Source organism: Rhodococcus sp. NPDC078407, from assembly GCF_044542515.1.
GTDB lineage: Bacteria > Actinomycetota > Actinomycetes > Mycobacteriales > Mycobacteriaceae > Rhodococcoides.
This window is the reverse complement of sequence record NZ_JBITUQ010000044.1, coordinates 1-16,317: the sequence shown is the minus strand read 5'-3', so window position 1 is coordinate 16,317 and position 16,317 is coordinate 1. Positions and strand designations below refer to the sequence as shown.

20 protein-coding genes and 1 pseudogene are annotated in these 16,317 nt (G+C 63.7%); 13 read left to right on the top strand and 8 right to left on the bottom strand.

The features are described 5' to 3' along the window. The first annotated feature begins 86 nt into the window (after positions 1-86). The 3 genes from ACIGGF_RS25015 to ACIGGF_RS25005 all read left to right on the top strand — a co-directional run bounded on the left by ACIGGF_RS25015 (position 87) and on the right by ACIGGF_RS25005 (position 2,286). Positions 87-500, top strand: coding sequence for a hypothetical protein (locus ACIGGF_RS25015; RefSeq protein ID WP_397523739.1), 414 nt, complete (start codon positions 87-89; stop codon positions 498-500). A gap of 573 nt (positions 501-1,073) precedes the next feature. After that, a complete protein-coding gene (locus ACIGGF_RS25010) occupies positions 1,074-1,214 on the top strand; it encodes a hypothetical protein (RefSeq protein ID WP_155289314.1) in 141 nt (46 codons plus the stop codon). 52 nt (positions 1,215-1,266) lie between these two features. After that, the gene (locus tag ACIGGF_RS25005; RefSeq protein ID WP_347873390.1) at positions 1,267-2,286 is read left to right on the top strand and encodes a DUF4192 domain-containing protein; all 1,020 of its coding nucleotides are present in this window, start codon (positions 1,267-1,269) and stop codon (positions 2,284-2,286) included. A gap of 179 nt (positions 2,287-2,465) precedes the next feature. On the opposite strand, the gene ACIGGF_RS25000 is transcribed toward ACIGGF_RS25005, so the two are convergent. Then, positions 2,466-2,636, bottom strand: a complete 171-nt coding sequence (locus ACIGGF_RS25000; RefSeq protein WP_341442276.1) for a hypothetical protein — start codon at positions 2,634-2,636, stop codon at positions 2,466-2,468. Between the two features lie 501 nt (positions 2,637-3,137). Here ACIGGF_RS25000 and nrdH point away from each other — a divergent pair. From nrdH to ACIGGF_RS24980, 4 genes are all read left to right on the top strand, one after another. Beyond that, positions 3,138-3,371 (top strand): glutaredoxin-like protein NrdH, encoded by a 234-nt coding sequence (gene nrdH, locus ACIGGF_RS24995; RefSeq protein WP_032364215.1) that lies wholly within the window; start codon positions 3,138-3,140, stop codon positions 3,369-3,371. A gap of 36 nt (positions 3,372-3,407) precedes the next feature. Further along, complete coding sequence (locus ACIGGF_RS24990) at positions 3,408-3,551, top strand: hypothetical protein (protein WP_155289416.1); 144 nt, start codon at positions 3,408-3,410, stop codon at positions 3,549-3,551. Between the two features lie 79 nt (positions 3,552-3,630). Then, a complete protein-coding gene (locus tag ACIGGF_RS24985; protein WP_341442275.1) occupies positions 3,631-4,227 on the top strand; it encodes a DnaB-like helicase N-terminal domain-containing protein in 597 nt (198 codons plus the stop codon). A 139-nt stretch (positions 4,228-4,366) separates the two neighbouring features. Then, entirely contained in the window at positions 4,367-5,179 is an 813-nt protein-coding gene (locus ACIGGF_RS24980) for a hypothetical protein (RefSeq protein WP_206511055.1), read from the top strand. A gap of 36 nt (positions 5,180-5,215) precedes the next feature. Here the strand turns inward: ACIGGF_RS24980 and ACIGGF_RS24975 are convergent, their stop codons facing one another. From ACIGGF_RS24975 to ACIGGF_RS24960, 4 genes are all read right to left on the bottom strand, one after another. Then, a complete protein-coding gene (locus tag ACIGGF_RS24975; protein WP_206511056.1) occupies positions 5,216-5,545 on the bottom strand; it encodes a hypothetical protein in 330 nt (109 codons plus the stop codon). Then, on the bottom strand, positions 5,542-5,961 hold the full coding sequence (locus ACIGGF_RS24970) for a hypothetical protein (protein WP_206511057.1): 420 nt from the start codon (positions 5,959-5,961) through the stop codon (positions 5,542-5,544). The genes ACIGGF_RS24975 and ACIGGF_RS24970 overlap by 4 nt, the downstream gene beginning before the upstream one ends. Next, positions 5,958-6,887, bottom strand: coding sequence for a methyltransferase (locus tag ACIGGF_RS24965; RefSeq protein WP_241260216.1), 930 nt, complete (start codon positions 6,885-6,887; stop codon positions 5,958-5,960). Before ACIGGF_RS24965 ends, ACIGGF_RS24970 begins: the two co-directional genes overlap by 4 nt. Before the next feature lie 104 nt (positions 6,888-6,991). Then, positions 6,992-7,402: a hypothetical protein gene (locus tag ACIGGF_RS24960; RefSeq protein WP_206511058.1), complete on the bottom strand. Its 411-nt coding sequence runs from the start codon at positions 7,400-7,402 to the stop codon at positions 6,992-6,994. Between the two features lie 482 nt (positions 7,403-7,884). Between ACIGGF_RS24960 and trxA the strand changes: the two genes are divergently transcribed. Beyond that, positions 7,885-8,217, top strand: coding sequence for a thioredoxin (trxA, locus tag ACIGGF_RS24955; RefSeq protein ID WP_037152116.1), 333 nt, complete (start codon positions 7,885-7,887; stop codon positions 8,215-8,217). 136 nt (positions 8,218-8,353) lie between these two features. Beyond that, entirely contained in the window at positions 8,354-9,547 is a 1,194-nt protein-coding gene (locus ACIGGF_RS24950) for an N-acetylmuramoyl-L-alanine amidase (protein WP_206511059.1), read from the top strand. A gap of 12 nt (positions 9,548-9,559) precedes the next feature. Here ACIGGF_RS24950 and ACIGGF_RS24945 read toward each other — a convergent pair. Together ACIGGF_RS24945 and ACIGGF_RS24940 are read right to left on the bottom strand one after the other, a co-directional pair. Further along, positions 9,560-9,802 (bottom strand): annotated as a pseudogene (locus ACIGGF_RS24945) (GNAT family N-acetyltransferase); the annotation flags it as partial. Positions 9,803-10,563: 761 nt separating this feature from the next. Beyond that, the gene (locus tag ACIGGF_RS24940) at positions 10,564-11,784 is read right to left on the bottom strand and encodes a hypothetical protein (protein WP_206511060.1); all 1,221 of its coding nucleotides are present in this window, start codon (positions 11,782-11,784) and stop codon (positions 10,564-10,566) included. A 395-nt stretch (positions 11,785-12,179) separates the two neighbouring features. Here ACIGGF_RS24940 and ACIGGF_RS24935 point away from each other — a divergent pair, with 395 nt between their 5' ends. Genes ACIGGF_RS24935 through ACIGGF_RS24920 form a run of 4 tightly spaced genes read left to right on the top strand, consistent with a single transcriptional unit; the run spans position 12,180 to position 15,557 of the window. Then, positions 12,180-12,560: a plasmid mobilization protein gene (locus tag ACIGGF_RS24935; RefSeq protein WP_094662918.1), complete on the top strand. Its 381-nt coding sequence runs from the start codon at positions 12,180-12,182 to the stop codon at positions 12,558-12,560. A gap of 26 nt (positions 12,561-12,586) precedes the next feature. Beyond that, positions 12,587-14,281 (top strand): relaxase/mobilization nuclease domain-containing protein, encoded by a 1,695-nt coding sequence (locus ACIGGF_RS24930; protein WP_206511061.1) that lies wholly within the window; start codon positions 12,587-12,589, stop codon positions 14,279-14,281. A 44-nt stretch (positions 14,282-14,325) separates the two neighbouring features. Continuing rightward, positions 14,326-15,069 carry an adenylate/guanylate cyclase domain-containing protein gene (locus ACIGGF_RS24925; RefSeq protein WP_141215092.1) on the top strand — a complete coding sequence of 248 codons (744 nt, stop codon included), beginning with the start codon at positions 14,326-14,328 and terminating at the stop codon, positions 15,067-15,069. Next, a complete protein-coding gene (locus ACIGGF_RS24920; protein ID WP_176457858.1) occupies positions 15,066-15,557 on the top strand; it encodes a Pycsar system effector family protein in 492 nt (163 codons plus the stop codon). The genes ACIGGF_RS24925 and ACIGGF_RS24920 overlap by 4 nt, the downstream gene beginning before the upstream one ends. 95 nt (positions 15,558-15,652) lie before the next feature. Here the strand turns inward: ACIGGF_RS24920 and ACIGGF_RS24915 are convergent, their stop codons facing one another. Beyond that, a complete protein-coding gene (locus ACIGGF_RS24915; RefSeq protein ID WP_347873389.1) occupies positions 15,653-16,174 on the bottom strand; it encodes a hypothetical protein in 522 nt (173 codons plus the stop codon). Between the last annotated feature and the right edge of the window lie 143 nt (positions 16,175-16,317).

The window sequence follows — 16,317 nt, the reverse complement described above, 5'->3', positions numbered from 1 at the left end:
ATGCCCCCGGTCGAATACGAAACGCTCCACTACGCTGACCTCACCACCGAGGATCAGCCCCAACTGGAGGCGGCACAGAACCTAGGGTGATTCACATCACTGCCGTCTTCACCACCACACCCAACCCAGACGGCAGCAACACCGTCACCGGCACCTTCACTGCTACCAACAGCAATTACCCAACCAGATGCGCCATGTACGACCCGTATGACGGTACGTACGTTCTCAATGCGAGCACAAACAGCCCGCGGGAAATTACGAAGACAGTTGTCGATACCGACGTGCCCGACGGCGAATACACAGTCGAATGGGCATGCACTCTCTTCCCCCCGGAGGGCTTTTCGAGTTACGACGGGACGGAAAATGCTGTCGGATTGGGTGATGCCGAGGGATACCGCCAGCCGTCCACACTGATCGTCCCCACACCTGACACTCCGGACATACCGGAACCCGGCTGCACCGGATCGGTCTGCCTCCCCACCGGATCGTTCGGCTTCTAACCCACCAACCCGCAATGCCCCGCCACAATCAGGTGGCGGGGCACCACCACACGCCCCACGAGACGAACAACCACAGACAGAAAAGCGAAAGCTGCCGCGACACCGAGCCCGGTCACGCTCCGTCGCTCCCGCACAATCACCTTCACAGCCGTACCCCACACCGCGCCGCCGTAGAGCACCAGCTCCGGCGGCGTTCTGCGTCCCACCATCCGAAGCCGGCCACGTTCACAGGCAGGCCCTAGCGGGCCACACGCACCCCTACGGGCTGCACCGAACCGAACTCCGCTGCGCTCCGCACTCAAAAGAGCGAAAAGAATCAAATTTCTTTCGGGCGTAGGTGGCTTCTGGCGAGCATCCATCACCCGTGCCCGCCGCCTCAACCCCTCGCTCCGCTGCGCTACGGCCGAAGGCTCCGAACACTTTTCGTCGAGCAGTCGCTGCGCTCCCACGAAAACTGTCCGGCCGCGGGGTTGCCCCGTCGTTCCCGTGCGCTGGTTTCTCTCCCCAGCCACCACGGCGAAAGAAATTCGGCAGGGCGAAGGTCCGGCCACCAGTCGAGAGGGACAGGTCACCATGCGAGCACAGCACCCCACCACCGCCGACGAAATCGACATCATCGTCCACCGCAACGGCAGCCGCAAAGTCCGCCGCACCGTCAAACGCGCCAGCGCACGCCGCGACCGCCGCACCGCCCGCCGCGAACTCCGACACTGAAAACCGCTCCACCCCAACCCAACCCGTACACACACTCCCGAAAGGCATCACCATGACCCAACACCGCATGTCCCTCACCACCGCCGCCGACACCCTCGCCGCCATCCCCGCCCTGCTCGGCCACACCCCCGACAACTCCGTCGTCACCATCGCCCTGGCCGACGACGGCAACGGCTCACACCTGGTCGCAACCACCGCCCGCATCGACGCCGACCAGGCCGAAGCCGGAGCGCACAACGTCGCGACCCCACTGTCCCGGCACACCGTCGACGGGCGACCGGTCACCGCCGTCATCCTCGCCGCCATCGCAGACACCACCCACGCAGGCGCAGCCCTGCTCGGACTCGACGCCATCCGCGACGCGCTCGCCGCCGCCGGAATCCGCACCATCCGCGCCCTACACACCTACAGCCTCACCAAAGGAACCACCTTCACCGACCTCGACCGCTTCACCGACGGCACCATCCCCGACCCCGCCACCACCGAACTCGCGACCGCCCGCACCGCAGACGGAGCCGTCATCGCCGCATCACGCGCCGACATCGAGGCCCGATACGCCCCCACCGCCGAGATCCCCGAAGCCCTCGCACTCACCGCCGCCGCCACAATGGGCGCCGACTTCCTGCCCGTCACCTTCGACGAGCTCGCCGCCGTCATCCACGCCCGCGAAATCCCCAACGCCGACCTCACCGCCCGCGTCGGCCTCGCGCTGGCCACCGGCCACGCCGAAGTCCGAGACGCCTTCATGGCCCTGTCCATCCACGGCGACGCCGACGCAGCCGACGCGTTCACCCGCATCGCGGCCCCGCTACGCGGCACCGCCCGAGCCAACGCCCTCAGCATCGCTGCCTACTTCCTGTACTGCACCGGCGACGGCGCAGCAGCGCGCGCGGCCCTCGAGGCCGCCGAACGCACCGCCCACCGCGCCGACCTCACCCTCCCGAGACTGGCCGGTCTACTGTCCGCCGCACTCGCAGCCGGAATGGAACCGACGCAGGTCCAAGGAATCGGCAGGGTCATCACCCCCGACTACGTTGCCGACCACATCGGCGCAGTCCAGAGCTACACCTGACACCGCAGCCGAGCGTGGCCACCGGCTCGAGGTGGCCACGCTCGGCAGTCAGGGCGCGGGCGCGGGGCCGGTGCATCGGGCATCGAGCCCTCACACCGACACACGCCCACCAGCGTCGACACCAACGTGGGCCGGGCGGCCGGCAGCAAAGCAGGGAGAAGTGAAGAGCGAGAGAGCGCTCAGAGGGACGTCGGATCGGCCGGCCACGCCATATCGACGTCGGCGGCGGTGGGACGGGTGTCCTCAACCGGAACGCCGGCCACGATCGCATTGAGCGCCAGATCCGACGGCGGCAGCGACGCGTTCACCACAGCTTTGCACAAGGCATGTTCGACCCGCGAGCGCTCCATACCCCAGAACCCTACCGACCAGCACGAACACCAGCCACCAGGCACGAGCTCCGCGCCACCACACACAAAGGGAAGAGATTCTTTTCGATCCGTCTGGCTGCGCAACGAGAATGCGTCACCCGCCGCTCTTCCGGATCAACCCCTGACTCCGCTCACGCTCCGGCCCACAGGGCCCAGCACGACTGTTCACCCGACCCGCACTCGCTGCGCTCCCCGGCGAACACTCGCACCGGCCAGGCATTGACCGTCGACACCGTGCACCGCCGTCTCTTTTTCGCGCCACCCGGAAGCGAAAAGAACGCAGTAAGGCAGGCCCAATCAGAGGAATTCGTAACTGTTCCGGAATGCCGAAAATGGATGCATCAGGGATTGCTCAGAAAACGATAAGGCGAAGTGCAGCAACATAATTGAAATATATTTGGAGTACTCATGGTCTGGATTCAATGCCGTTATTGACGTAGAATAGAAGCCAACAGCAGTAATTCCCGTAAGGAGAAAACTATGCCGATCACCGTGTACACGAAACCGAATTGCAGCCAATGCGACGCAACGAAACAACGACTCGACAAGCACGGCCTCGACTACCGGACAGTCGACATCACAGAAGACGACACCGCCCGCCACTTCGTCACCTGCGAACTCGGCTACCTCCAGGCACCCGTGGTCGTCGTCGACGAGGACACCCACTGGTCAGGGTTCCGGATCGACGCCCTGGACAAGCTCGCCGCCGCCTGAAACCCGCAAACCCACAAACACAGAAGAGGCCCCGCCATGCGACTCGTGCCCGCCTACACCCCCGACTCCGACTACATCGACCGCCAGATCGACGCCGAACTCACCGCAGAACACCCCACATCACGTCAGTCCAACCTGGCCGAGACCGAGTGCAGTGACATCGACAAAGCTGCATCCTGACCACTGACGCAATGCACCACAGCCGGTAGCAACGTTCCACCGGTACGACGTCCGACCCGACACGAACACGAGGCCCACGATGAACGCACTACGCGCAGTCCCCACACCCGGCGACGACGCCGCAGCGCAGGCACGCGCGGACCTCGCACCCGTCGCGGACCTCGACACGTCCGTCGAACCCAACTACGACCCGGCCACCGACCCCGAAGCAATGCTCCTGTGCGCCCTGATGGACGTGCGCAACCAGAGCACCGACGGAGCCGACATCGAACGGATCACCAGCACACTCACCGCAGCAGACTTCGAAGATCCAGCACACGCACGCATGTACGGCCACATCGTCGACCTCATCGCCGCCGGCCAACCCCACGACTTCGCCTCCGTCACCGGCGCACTCATCCGATCCGGAGCAGACGGAGCCAAAGACGCCCCGCTACGCAAACGCCTCATGGGCATCGTCACCGCCGGCGCACACTCCGTCGCCGCCGTGCACTACGCCGACAACGTCCTATCCCAGTCCTACCGACGCAGCTTCCACATCGCCGGCCAACGACTGACCCAGGCCGCCGAAGAAGCACCCGAAGCCGACCTGTTCGACTACATGGTCGAACTCGGCACCACGCAACGCGCAGCGTTCAACCGACTCAACGCTTTTCGGCAACCCTCCACATCCTGACCATCGGGCGGGGTGGTCCGTGTACGCGGACGACGGGCGGATGGCACTACGGTGCTCTGCGGGCCACAACCGAAAGACGAGGACAGTGACAACGACAGGTGAAAACGCCGAACAGACGCCACACGTAGCGTCAGACGGCATGAACGAGCCCACCACGCCCGCCGCCACTCTCGGCGCAGGCCTGCCCGCGCACGTTCGAGACCAGATCGCTGCAGTCGTCGACGCCTCCGGCGGCCTCGAGCACGTCCCGACCGGCAGCGGTGCGCTGACCGTGCAGGTGTGCTCGGCATCGGAAACCTCGTACGACGCCGCGACGTGGAGCACCCTGGGCACCTACCGCGCCGCTGACGCCGCAACTCTGGCCGAACGACTGCTCGACGCTCTCGGGGACAGTGCGAACATCGGAACCGACCTCGGCGTCCTCATCGTCACCCACACCCACACCGACAGCCTGGAGGCACCGGCCATGACCGCACCCACCGCACACGGAGCCGACGGAACCCCTGCGCCGGCCGCGCCGCTGCTCACCCTCGACATCGCCAAAGCCGACGTCCTCGACGACGACTTCGAGTGGCCCGAACCCGGTACCCCGCAAGCACTGTGGACGCCGCACTGGTTGCTGCAGGCCGCGATCAACTCCGGTGCCGTCACCTACGACCGGCGACTGTGGGGCGAGCTTGCCCTGTCGGCCGAGTTCACCGCCCCGAACCGGCACGAGCTCCACTTCGTGATCACCTACGAGATCGACGGCGCACCGAACATCGTCGACGGCGACACCACCGACTACCCGAGCGACTTCAACGAACTCTCCGACGACGAACAGAACGCCGTCCCGTCGACGCTGGTTCCGAATCCGGAGACCGCAGCGTCGTGGCTGACGTACCTCGTCGCCGCGTTCAACGCCGTGCACGCGAGCACCGACAAGCTCGTTCGCGGCTGGCCCCAGCACTAGAACCCGCTGTTTCTCGCGATCGGAGTGGTGTGGCTGTCAGTCCTCGCGGATCCTCCGCAAGACCTGTGCGAGAGCGAGCGCGGTGATCGGATCGTCGACGGTGGGGGCGGCCGCGACGACCACCTCGAGGTCACCCGAATCTTGCACCGCGTCGAGCAGATCGAGTGATGCGTCGACGGCGAAGTTCGGGCCCGAGAGCTCGTTGATGATCGCCAGCAGCTCGACGAACCGCGGCCCGGCCTCTGGGCGGACGGTGCTGTGCAGCATTTCGAACGTGGCTACCGCTTCCGGTGAGCGCAGTTCGGCGAGGATGTCGAGCTCCACGGCGTCGAGGTCGGACAGGGCGGGGGAGTCGGGTGTGCTCATGGTGTGGGTCCTTCGGTCGGTGCGTCGCCGGTGGCCGGAGACGTGGGAGGGACGAGAAACATTCGGGACACCGCGGCTTCGGTGGTCCCGAGATGGCCGGCGATGGTGGCCACGGAGTCGGTGGCCACCATCTCGGTGACCAGATCCCGATGGATCAGCGCGGCGAGGCGGTGCTGATGGGAAAGGTAGGCGAGCAGCTCGGAGGTGAGCAGTGCGGCACCGATCGGCCCGCCGTAGTCCTGCGCCCAGTCCTCGCCGTCGCGTTCGGGTGCGTACAGCAGCGATTCCGGCGCGCAGAGAACCTTGTCGAGGATCTCCGCAGTGATCCCGCACGCCTGGAGGCGCTCGATAACCCCGGGGATCTCGGTGGCCGTGCGGTGCCCGACGAGGCTGAGATACCACCCGACGTCGATCACGCCACTGCGTCCGATTCGTCGTCGAACGACCGGCGGGTATGGCTTTCCAGTATGTGGAGCTCGGCAGTGAGGCCGACCGCGCATTCGGCGTCGGCCACCGGATCGAGGGCAGCGATGTTCGCCCGCAGTTGCGTGATCCGGGTGTAGCGGGCGACAGCCGCGGCGTCGGCGTCGTCGACCTCCACCGGGTGTTCGACGACGAGCCGCCGTTGCCCTGGCACCGTCTTCACGGTCGCCTCGCTGTGGCCGCCGCTGCGCATCGTGATCTCGCGGGCGAGAGCGGCGGCGAAGATGTGCGCCGCGTGGGCAGGGAAGTCGCCGGCCACCGTGGTCGAGTCCGGCAACGGATCGGGCCGAGTCGAGCGCACCGTGACGTCGATCAGGTCGGCCGGGTCGACGCCGGGAAGCGGCTCGATCGGTGTGGCGGTCCAGACCCCGATCGAGGTGGTGACATAGCCCGGTGGCGGTAGTTCCGCCGAGCGGACACCCGGCGCGTAGACCGGGATCGAGGCGAGAGCGCACGCTATCTCGCCGGGTGTCCCGATGAGGCAGAGCGAGTCGTCGACGGTGTGGATGAACGTCGCGGCGACGGTATCGACCTGTCGGAGGTCCGCGACGGTTTCCGCTTGGCTCACCGCGAACCGGGCCGCGGTGGAAGGGGAGTGGAAGTGCCCGCGGGTGTGTACGAACCCAGGGTCGCCGTGTTGGTCGAGGGTGGAGATCTCGACCTCGATCAACGTACGAGTCGAGGGCGCGGCCAAGTGCGGATCTGTGGCCGGCGGGAGCGAGCGGGGATCTGTGGTGTCCATGAAGGTCTGCCTTCGGTAGGTCCGGGCAAGGAATCGGTTACGTGACGCGACGAGCGCGGGTGCAGCGAGGACGCACACCGCAGCGGCCGCAGACAAGTCGGTGGTGGTTCGGTTCATCGGTTCGCAGCCATCAGCTATAGCCAGGCGTAGCCCGGCTGCTCCTGCAGCGACGACATGACGAACACCGGTACCCAGGTCGAGCCGAGCGGGTATGTCATCGGTCAGCTCGCGTTCGCGTAGCTCTCACCCGGCGACTTCTGCTCAGCCTCAGTGCCGGTCGACTCGGCTGCGTCGGGCTCGGTTTTCGCCGCCGTCGACGATGGTTGAAGGCGAGGGGGCCGGGGCGTTGTCTTGGTGGCGGTCTTCTTGCCGGAGACGGCGGAGGTGGGGACTTTCAGTCCGGCCTTGCGGAGCTCGGGTGCGGACCAGCCGCCGTCGAGTGCGGCTTTGATCGCGGCCAGCTCGGCGGCGGCCGCCGCGCGTTCGGCGGCTTGCGCTTCGGCGACTTTCGTCGCGGCGGTAGCGCGTTCGTTCTGCGCGGCGACGATGGCATCGATCAGACCGAGACGGGTTTCGAGGGCGGCCTGTGCGGCGGCGCGAACGGTGTCGGGGTTGAGAGGGGCGAGCGACATGTGTGGAACCTTCCGGAGACGGCGTGCAGCGCGCGCCCATAGACTGCGCGGCGCTGATTGACAACGCGGTCTCGGGCGGCCCACACGCCGTCCGATATCCGAGGGCTACGCTATCGAATCGCTCCGACAGATGCACCCCAATGCACCTTTGACAAAGGTGGTGAATGTGAGGGGTCAGTTCTGGCGCACCTAGGTTGCCAGTGACGCGCGTAGGTCCTCCGAGCCTGCCCACCATTCTTCGGCGCGCTGCCTGAAATACGCACCGTGTTCGTCAGGTAGTGGGAGGACGACCGTCGTTGCGGCTCCTCCGACCCCATTCATGCTCGCCCCGAGCATTCGCACAGACAGCGGGTCGACGATGCATCGGTCGTGCAACATCCCTCGAGGTGCTTGGCGGATTGAAAAGACCTTCATTTCCGGGTGTGGCAAGTAGGACCTTCAGCTCAGCCAATGCGCCCTTGCTCATGTTGGGGCCGGTAGAAATGTCCGACGACAAGAGCACAGTCACCATCACCGACGCGTCGTTCGCCGACGACGTGCTGACGAGCGAGAAGCCCGTCCTCGTCGATTTCTGGGCCACCTGGTGCGGCCCGTGCAAGATGGTCGCTCCGGTTCTGGAAGAGATCGCCGCCGAGCACAAGGACAAGCTCACGATCGCCAAGCTCGACATCGACGCCAACCCTCAGGCCGCCCGCGACTTCAAGGTCATGTCGATTCCGACGCTCATCCTGTTCCAGGGTGGCAAGCCGGTCAAGCAGATCGTCGGTGCCAAGGGCAAGGCCGCGCTGCTCAAAGACCTCGAAGGCGTTATCTGATTCACCTCCGAATCGTGTGGATTGCAGCGGAAGGCAGTCTTTCTGCGACAATCATCTGATGTGCCGGCGCTGAGCGTCGGCACATCGTCCACGTCCAGTGGTAGGTGTTGTCAGAACGATCTGGAGGCTTTCGAGGATGCAGGAACTCAGTCACGGCGATTCCGGACCCGCCGTCGCCGAGGTCCGCGGCACTCTCTCGGCTCTGGGTTTTCTCCATGAGGCCGTAGTTCCTCCCGGTCCGATGGACGACGGACACTGGACTGCTCCGGGCTCGGTCTTCGATGCAGCTCTCGGCGGTGCGGTGCGCGCCTTTCAACAGCATCGCGGTCTGTTGGTGGACGGTGTCGTCGGGCCGGCCACGTATCGCGCTCTCAAGGAGGCGTCGTACCACCTCGGTGCCCGCACCTTGATCTACCAGCTGTCCGCCCCGCTCTACGGAGACGACGTCGCCACTCTGCAGACACGTCTGCAGGACCTGGGGTTTTACAGCGAACGCGTCGATGGCTTCTTCGGTCCTCGAACCCACGAAGGCCTGTCTTCGTTCCAGCGTGAGATCGGTCTTTCGCCGGACGGTATCTGCGGCCCGGCCACGTTGCGTTCGCTCGACCTCCTCGGCACCCGTGTCACCGGCGGATCACCTCATGCCATGAGCGAAGAAGAGCTCGTCCGTAAGTCCGGACCGCAGTTGACCGGCAAGCGCATCGTCATCGATCCCGATCTGGGTGGTGCCGACACCGGGCGCATCGTCGACGGCCCACTGGGTCGAGTCTCCGAATCGGAGATTCTGTGGGACTTGGCCAGCCGCCTCGAGGGCCGCATGGCCGCGACGGGAATGGATACGTTCCTCTCCCGCGCCCGTGGTACCAATCCCTCCGTGGCCGACCGCGCAGAGACCGCCAATGCCTGGGGCGCCGATCTGATGATCTCCCTGCGATGCGCGTCGAGCACCAGTCCGGTCGCCAATGGCGTCGCCAGTTTCCACTTCGGTAACTCGCACGGTTCCACGTCCATGATCGGTCAGGTTCTCACCAGCTATGTGCAGCGCGAAATTGTCGCTCGCACACCGCTTCTGGACTGCCGCAGCCACGGTCGAACCTGGGATCTGTTGCGCCTGACCAACATGCCGACCATTCAGATCGACGTCGGCTACCTCACCAACGAGTCCGACGTCGAGGTACTGTCCGACCCCCGATACCGCGACATCATCGCCGAAGCAATTCTGATCTCCGTCAAGCGCCTATACCTACTGGGTCAGGACGATCAGCCGACGGGAACCTTCACGTTCGCCGAACTGCTCGCCGAGGAACTGGCCGCCGCCGATCGTCCCTGACCGCATCGCGTGTCAGCGGGCACCGACCGTCGACTTCTGCTCGATGTCGACCACCGAGATGCTGGCCGCGATGAGCAATTGCTCCAGGGCGGATTCCACGTCCTGCTTCCAGCCGTGGTCTCGATCGAGTTCGAGTCGCAGCCTCGGAAACCTGTGGTGGGGTGCAACCACCTCGAAGCCGACCTTCTCGAGGAAGTCGGCTTCGATCATGCACGTCGATGCCGAGCACGTCACATGTGCGGTTGCGTTCGGAACCACAGGCGTGAGAACCCGATTCACGTCCGCGTGCTCGACGAGCTGCGCCAGGTGCTCGGCATGCAAATAGGGATCGACGATGTAGACCTCTTCGAGCTCGGCGATACTGCCAACCAGCTTTCCCCACGCAATTGGGTTGCGACCTTCCAGCAGAAGGCCGCCAGACTCGTCGACGTCGGCCTCCTCACTCTCATCGGAGTTGACAGCGCCCGACCGAGAGGTGTGACGGTAAGTCCCTTGTTGCTGCCCTTTTGCATCCAACCGAATCGCAGCAACTGTTTGGCGACATGCTCTGGTGGGCCGTCAGGGGCGTACTTGGCTGGGATCGCCGGTGTGGGTGCACTTCCTCCGGACATCGAGGCAATGCCTGTGGCCGCTCGAAAATCGCGGCCGAAGTCGAAGCCAAGAACGACGTAGTTTCTCTGGGTCTCTTTCAGGAAACTCATTATTGGAGTCTCGAAGGATGCGGAGAGAGACTGCATGAGGGGGGACGGGACTCCCGGCTTCGCCGGTATAGCGGGCCTGATCATTTTTCCAGGCTTGCCGGGGCGAGGGTCTGGCCGGTCGATCCACTCTCGAACTTCTTTGGCCGTCGGTTGACATCCGCCACGATTTGCGGCGATTACGAACCGCAGTGTGCGGCGCTGCAGTTCCGTGGTGATCGACATAGGCATTGCTTACCAGAAGGTTCGACCCGCATCAGACGCTCCGAATAGTCAGACGTTCAGGTCGGTAACGAGATCTCACTTGCCCGCTTCTACTCAGCGTGCCGGAAGTATGACGACGACCAAGGCAACATCTATGTGTTTCGCGTCGTCGTCGGCTGCGCTGAGGACGAAGTCGCGCCGTGTTCCGTTGGTGTGCGGGGCTTCATCAACGAATGTCCGATGTTTGCGCAGCTCGCCCGCGGCCTTGTCGATGATGTCTGTTGGTTTCCCGGCCTTGACGAACAGAATGAGCGCAGCTTTGGTGTCTCGCCACGTGACATACCCGTGTAGCTGATCGATCGCTCTACGAAAGCGCGCCGGGCCTTCCCAGAACTTGCATTCACCTATGAATGCGTTCTGGTCGTTCCAGCGTAGGAGGATGTCGGTCTTGCCGTTTCCATTGAAGACTTCACCAGCTGCTGCGCCACGATAGTTGGCGTTGAGGACGAACAAGATCAGGTCTCGGATCTCTTCTTCGCCGAGCCGAGCCGCTGTAGGGGTGCGTTCCATCGCGCGCGTCATCTGTTCGATGGTCTGCACGATGTCTTCGTAGATCTCGGTAGCTAGCGTCGCTTCGGTGGCCGATGCTTCGGGACGTAGTTTGCGGCGGACGATGCCGGGTTGTAGCGGCACCTGTTCCGCCTCGTCCACACGGAAGACCGGGACATCGGAACTGGCAGCAAAGCGCTTGGCCTCGTCGGCGACCATCGCGCGCTCCTTCAGAGTGCGGCGTATCTGAATCGAGAGTGAATCGTTCCATGTGTTGGTTTGATTTCCGCTCCAATTCACCATCTTTTGCAGCTGTTCGATGTGGGCGTCTCGGGTGTCCTGGACACTCTTCTGCTGTTCTGCCTGCAGGGCGAGAAGTCGTTCCTTGTCGTCGTAGATGTCGGTGGCGAGATTGAGGGCAGGGAGCTGCATTGTGATGATCAGATGGTCGTCGCCGCCCATCTTCGTGGTGAACAGGAAATCCGGGTTCAGATAGCTGTTAGAGGGTTCCTTGCTCCAGAGTTCCGGTGTTCCGGTGCAGGGCAGGCGGTAGCGAACAGGGAAGGCTCGCCGACCCATCACTACGGTGTCGTTGGAAGCGGCAAGTTGCGTCAATTTGTCTCGGTGCACCTCCAACGGTTCCACCCGGTACTGCTCGATGATGTTTTCGGCGAGGGCTTCAACCGTCGCTGTCGACATGTCCGCAGAGTGCGCCTCTTGCAGCGCTGCCTTGAGTCGATTTTCCAGAAACGTAGACAACTTCTGTGCCGGCGAAAACAGGGTCATGTCTACATCTTGCGGGACAGCTGACAGCGGTAGCGGCGGTTGCCCCCAACTGTGGATCGGACGTGGTCCTCATGTGGATGTCCGAGAGTTCCCAGGCCGCTCCGCTCGATCTCGGGCACCCACAATCGGGTCCGAAATCCACAACCGGGGACAACCGCCGGCCGCGCACCTGTGGCGCGCGGATTCCGAACTCGCGGCGCTCGTCCTGAGCGTCTTTTCTGGTGACCCACTACGCAGGCTCCGCGAGCCACCAACGTGCCCCGGCGGAGCAAGCTATAACTTAGGTGCCCTAAGTGTGGATTTCCTGACGGAAATCTGACACGCTGATCGCGTGGTCCCCAGGTCTGGGGTCGCTGCGCTGGGCCGAAGTGAGGTGCAAATGGGAGGAGCGGGTGATGGCAGAACGCAAAGCGGGGTGGCTGCGCACCCGTCAGTCGAACGTCGTCGGCGGCCGTGAGTACCGGCACGTGGTGAAGCTGACCGCCGAACAGGAGCTGGCGGTCCAAGCCGCTGCCCGCGTCCAGGGCGTGACGGTGGCCCGGCTGTTGATCGACTCCGCTCTCAAGGCCCCACGCTCGACGGTCTCGCGTGAGGATCTGACGGAGTTGTTCGCGGCGACGAAGCTCATCGCAGCTCTCGGACGGAACCTAAACCAGCTCGCGAAAGTGGCGAACGCGACGGGCGAGGTGCCACCGGAAACCATGGCAGCGATCGCGGCGGTGCGGCAGGTCTTCGATCGGGTGAACCGGTTGCCGCGCGATCTGGTGGGACGTTGATACCGAACATCACTCGGGGCGCGAAGATGACCGGGCTGGTGGTGTATCTCGCCGGTCCGGGTAAGTCGAACGAGCACGAGAACCCGCACGTCGTCGCCGGACACGAAAGCATCGTGTTCGCGGCCCCGGCGGGCGAGATGTCGCACGAGGACGCCATCGCCTTAGCGGGAGAACTGGACACTGCGCGTGTGGTGTTCGGTACCGAGGTGTCGGTGACCAGTCGACGCAAGATGAACGCTGCCATCGACGACGGTGTCCCGCGATCGGTGGCGTTGGCCGACGCCACATCGGATCAGAACGTGTGGCACTGCTCGCTCTCGCTCAAGCCAGAGGAGGGTGAGCTGTCGGACGAGAAGTGGGCGACGATCGCGGCCGACTTCATGAAGGAAATGGACTTCGACGACGCGGACTCACCACGGGCCCCGGCTCGCTGGGTGGCGATCCGGCACGGCAAGACCAAGGCCGGCGGCGACCACATTCACATCGCGGCATCCGCTGTCCGCGAGGACGGTACGAAGGTCAACACGTTCAACGACCGGAAGCGGGCGCAGGCCGCGTGCAACACCCTCGAACACCGGTACGGTCTCGATGTTCTGCAGTCCCGCGAACAGCAACTCGGCGGCCGCGGATCCAAGCCCGCCGAGCAGGGCCGTGCTGACCGAGCGCACCTGCCGGAGACCGGTCGAGATGTGTTGGAGCGCCGAGTGCGAGCCGCAGCTACCGCCTCGAAGACCGAAGCAGAATTCGTGCGTCGACTACGGGGCAGTGGGGTGCTGGTGCGGCCACGATTCACCAAGGGAACCACCGACACTGTCGAGGGCTACTCGGTGGCGTTGCGACCCAATCAAGGCGAGGGCCCGGTCGCCGCTGTTTGGTATGGCGGAGGAAAGCTGTCGAAAGACCTGACGCTGCCGCGCCTGCGCAGCGAATGGGACACCACCACCGAAGAATCGGCGAACGCCGTCGACGAATGGACTGCAGCCAAAGCAGGGAAGCCCGCCAAGCGGAGCGGACCGGAAGCTGTCGTGGCCGATCCGAAACTGCTCGCGCGAGCAGCGGAAGACCTCGAACGGTGGAACGAGTACCTCACGAGCATTCCGGTCACCGATCGAGCGCAATGGGCACGTGCGGCAGGCCGGACCTCTGGGGTGTTCGCAGCATGGTCGGCGAAGGTCGAGAATCGTCCCGGACCACTCGCACATGCATCCAAGCAGCTCGCACGCGCGGCGCAATTGCCCGCACACCAACGCGCCGCAAAGCCGGCCGGGGTGGTGTCGGCCGGCGGAGCGGCTTTGATCGTCATGGCGTGCAAACCAGGTCTCGACGCCACCACCGGATACATCCTGCTGCTGCGGCAATTGATGAAAGCAACCGAGGCCATCGCGGCCGCGTCACGCGCGGCCGGTAACGCCGAGTACGCACACGACCTCGAGATCGTCACCCGGGAAAGACTCAGTGAGGTACACACCCGACTCGAAGGCATCGAGCTCCCTTCGGCTGCGGATGTCTACCGCGAAGGCACGGCGGCCGAAGTAGATGCAACACGGGCGGCGTACACCGTTGACGAGCTCACGGACGCAGAATCCGCCCAGCGCGTGGCGCAAGTGATGGCCCCACCACCGTCGGCAAATACGCCAAGCAAACCGCGTACCAGCGAACAACCTCGCCGGGTTCAGCCCAAGAAACCTAAGAGGGAACGAGACTCAAGGGACGGACGGTAAGACCGCCCGCAGGACAGCGGCCGGTACGAGACGGAGGACCCGCGTTGAGCTTCAAATCGGACCTAGAGACCCAAGTCGACAGCCTCATCAATACGCCATTCAAGATTCGTGATGGCCGTGTGATCCCTACAAGCAGCTCGATAGGGCCGCACGACTACGTTGCGCTTTCCGATGTCGCGTACCTGTACACCGACATGGCGGACTCTTCCAGCATTCCGAGCCGCTTCGAGTACGACGAAGGTGCTCGCATACTGCGTGTATTTCTTACAACCGTATGCCGAGTGATCAGAGACCGAGGTGGTGAAATTCGGAGTTTCGACGGGGACCGAGTGATGGCAATGTTCAAGGGTGACGATGCCGCCAACGACGCGGTGGACGCGGGTCTGAGAATCAACTGGGCAATTTCGGTGCTCGCCCATGATGCGCTCACCCTGTACGAGCCGTACTGGAACGAGTTCTTGGAGAACGACTGGAAGTTGCGTCACCGAACCGGTATCGATATTGGGTTCGCGCACGTAGTGAGGGGCGGAGTGCGCGATCACAACGACCTGGTGAGTATCGGCCACGCGCCCAACACCGCCGCAAAGCTGAGCGACTACAAAGATGGTGGCGCAACCATCATCACCGATGATGTCTATGAGCTGCTCAGTGAGAAAAATCTTCGTAGCGAAAATTCTGAAAAGAAGGACGGCGTTGTCCGCGATATGTGGCAACACAAGGGCTATACCAAGATCGGTTCACGTATCGAGAACGTCTACACGTCCACGTGGTGGCGATCCTATTCATGAGCGCTGATCCGATCGAAACAGCTTGGAAGATCCATGCCGCACTGGTCGATTGGACCGGCAAGGTGGATACCAAAGCTTCGTTCGCGCTGACAATCGAGTCGGCGCTACTCGGAGGGGTAGTGGCGTTATCCGGCGATGGCCGCGTCTTCCATGATCTTGCTGGGGCCTCGGTCGTCTGGTACGTCCTGGGCGTCTTCACGCTTGCGTTGAGCGTGCTGTGCGTTGTCCTGGTTGTTCGACCTCGATTACGCAGGGGAGGACTCCAGTCCGAAGCGCGTGGAAATTTCGTCTACTTCGGTCATCTAAGGCACCTAGACGCCGCTGCGGTACAAAATCACCTGGAGACGTCGGACCTACTACCGGTGCTCTCTAAGCAGCTGGTCGAGATGAGCAAAATTGCGTGGACGAAGCATCGCCTGGTGCAGGTCTCCATGAGTCTCGCACCTGTTGGTGTGCTCTTTCTCGTGATCTCGTCCCTGTGTGCGTAGGTGACTCAACAATCAGATTGCGAAACGCAAGATAGCGGTCGAAGCGACGTCGTGGCTTGGGTTGCACCAGAACTGTCGTGATCGAGTTGTTTTGGCTAGATTGCCGAGCCTGTCGAAGGGGGTGGAGGCACTATGTTTACCCGTCGTCGCACGATGAGCGGTGCGCCGTCGGGACCCTTGATGTGGGCCTCCACCCAGCGGCGTCGACGTTCATGTCGGTCCGGTCCGTAGCGGTAGGTGTGCCAGTGACCGCGGACGATGTGTCGATTCTTGAGTCGCCCTTCCTGTCCAATCGTTTCGGCAGGAGTGGCAGATCCCCGGTAGCTCAGATGGCGTACGACGGTTTCCACCCTGCGCCCTCGGCTGTGGGTGCGTTTGGACAGAACAGTTTCGTCGCTGGTCGTCAGGTTGGATCGTTCCATCCGTAGTAGGTCCGTGAACGCCATCAGGACGCGGATGAACAGGGCTGGATCGTCCCAGCAGAAGATATTTCGGAAGCCTTCGGGGGCTTGGGGAACATGCGGTGGCTGGGTGAGGAACCCCCAGCCTGCGCTCAGACCGGGCGGAGCATCGTCGGCAGGCTCACCGATGTCCATGGTCATGGATTGAAGGGGCATGTGGAGAGCGCGATCGGTGCCCCACCCTGCTTCACCGTTCTGGAGCAGGAATGAGGTTCCCCCCGGATGGTGGACACCGAGATAGCGGGATCAATGGTTCCGCTGGAAGGATGTCCTCATGTCCCGCAAACGCAGGTCTTTCA

What these genes read in the sequence shown, in the direction of transcription:
- ACIGGF_RS25010 (WP_155289314.1), top strand. Translation starts at nt 1,074, where the DNA reads ATGCGAGCACAGCACCCCACCACCGCCGACGAAATCGACATCATCGTC.
- ACIGGF_RS25005 (WP_347873390.1), top strand. Translation starts at nt 1,267, where the DNA reads ATGACCCAACACCGCATGTCCCTCACCACCGCCGCCGACACCCTCGCC.
- ACIGGF_RS25000 (WP_341442276.1), bottom strand. Translation starts at nt 2,636, where the DNA reads ATGGAGCGCTCGCGGGTCGAACATGCCTTGTGCAAAGCTGTGGTGAAC.
- nrdH (WP_032364215.1), top strand. Translation starts at nt 3,138, where the DNA reads ATGCCGATCACCGTGTACACGAAACCGAATTGCAGCCAATGCGACGCA.
- ACIGGF_RS24990 (WP_155289416.1), top strand. Translation starts at nt 3,408, where the DNA reads ATGCGACTCGTGCCCGCCTACACCCCCGACTCCGACTACATCGACCGC.
- ACIGGF_RS24985 (WP_341442275.1), top strand. Translation starts at nt 3,631, where the DNA reads ATGAACGCACTACGCGCAGTCCCCACACCCGGCGACGACGCCGCAGCG.
- ACIGGF_RS24980 (WP_206511055.1), top strand. Translation starts at nt 4,367, where the DNA reads ATGAACGAGCCCACCACGCCCGCCGCCACTCTCGGCGCAGGCCTGCCC.
- ACIGGF_RS24975 (WP_206511056.1), bottom strand. Translation starts at nt 5,545, where the DNA reads ATGAGCACACCCGACTCCCCCGCCCTGTCCGACCTCGACGCCGTGGAG.
- ACIGGF_RS24965 (WP_241260216.1), bottom strand. Translation starts at nt 6,887, where the DNA reads ATGAACCGAACCACCACCGACTTGTCTGCGGCCGCTGCGGTGTGCGTC.
- ACIGGF_RS24960 (WP_206511058.1), bottom strand. Translation starts at nt 7,402, where the DNA reads ATGTCGCTCGCCCCTCTCAACCCCGACACCGTTCGCGCCGCCGCACAG.
- trxA (WP_037152116.1), top strand. Translation starts at nt 7,885, where the DNA reads ATGTCCGACGACAAGAGCACAGTCACCATCACCGACGCGTCGTTCGCC.
- ACIGGF_RS24950 (WP_206511059.1), top strand. Translation starts at nt 8,354, where the DNA reads ATGCAGGAACTCAGTCACGGCGATTCCGGACCCGCCGTCGCCGAGGTC.
- ACIGGF_RS24940 (WP_206511060.1), bottom strand. Translation starts at nt 11,784, where the DNA reads ATGACCCTGTTTTCGCCGGCACAGAAGTTGTCTACGTTTCTGGAAAAT.
- ACIGGF_RS24935 (WP_094662918.1), top strand. Translation starts at nt 12,180, where the DNA reads ATGGCAGAACGCAAAGCGGGGTGGCTGCGCACCCGTCAGTCGAACGTC.
- ACIGGF_RS24930 (WP_206511061.1), top strand. Translation starts at nt 12,587, where the DNA reads ATGACCGGGCTGGTGGTGTATCTCGCCGGTCCGGGTAAGTCGAACGAG.
- ACIGGF_RS24920 (WP_176457858.1), top strand. Translation starts at nt 15,066, where the DNA reads ATGAGCGCTGATCCGATCGAAACAGCTTGGAAGATCCATGCCGCACTG.
- ACIGGF_RS24915 (WP_347873389.1), bottom strand. Translation starts at nt 16,174, where the DNA reads ATGCCCCTTCAATCCATGACCATGGACATCGGTGAGCCTGCCGACGAT.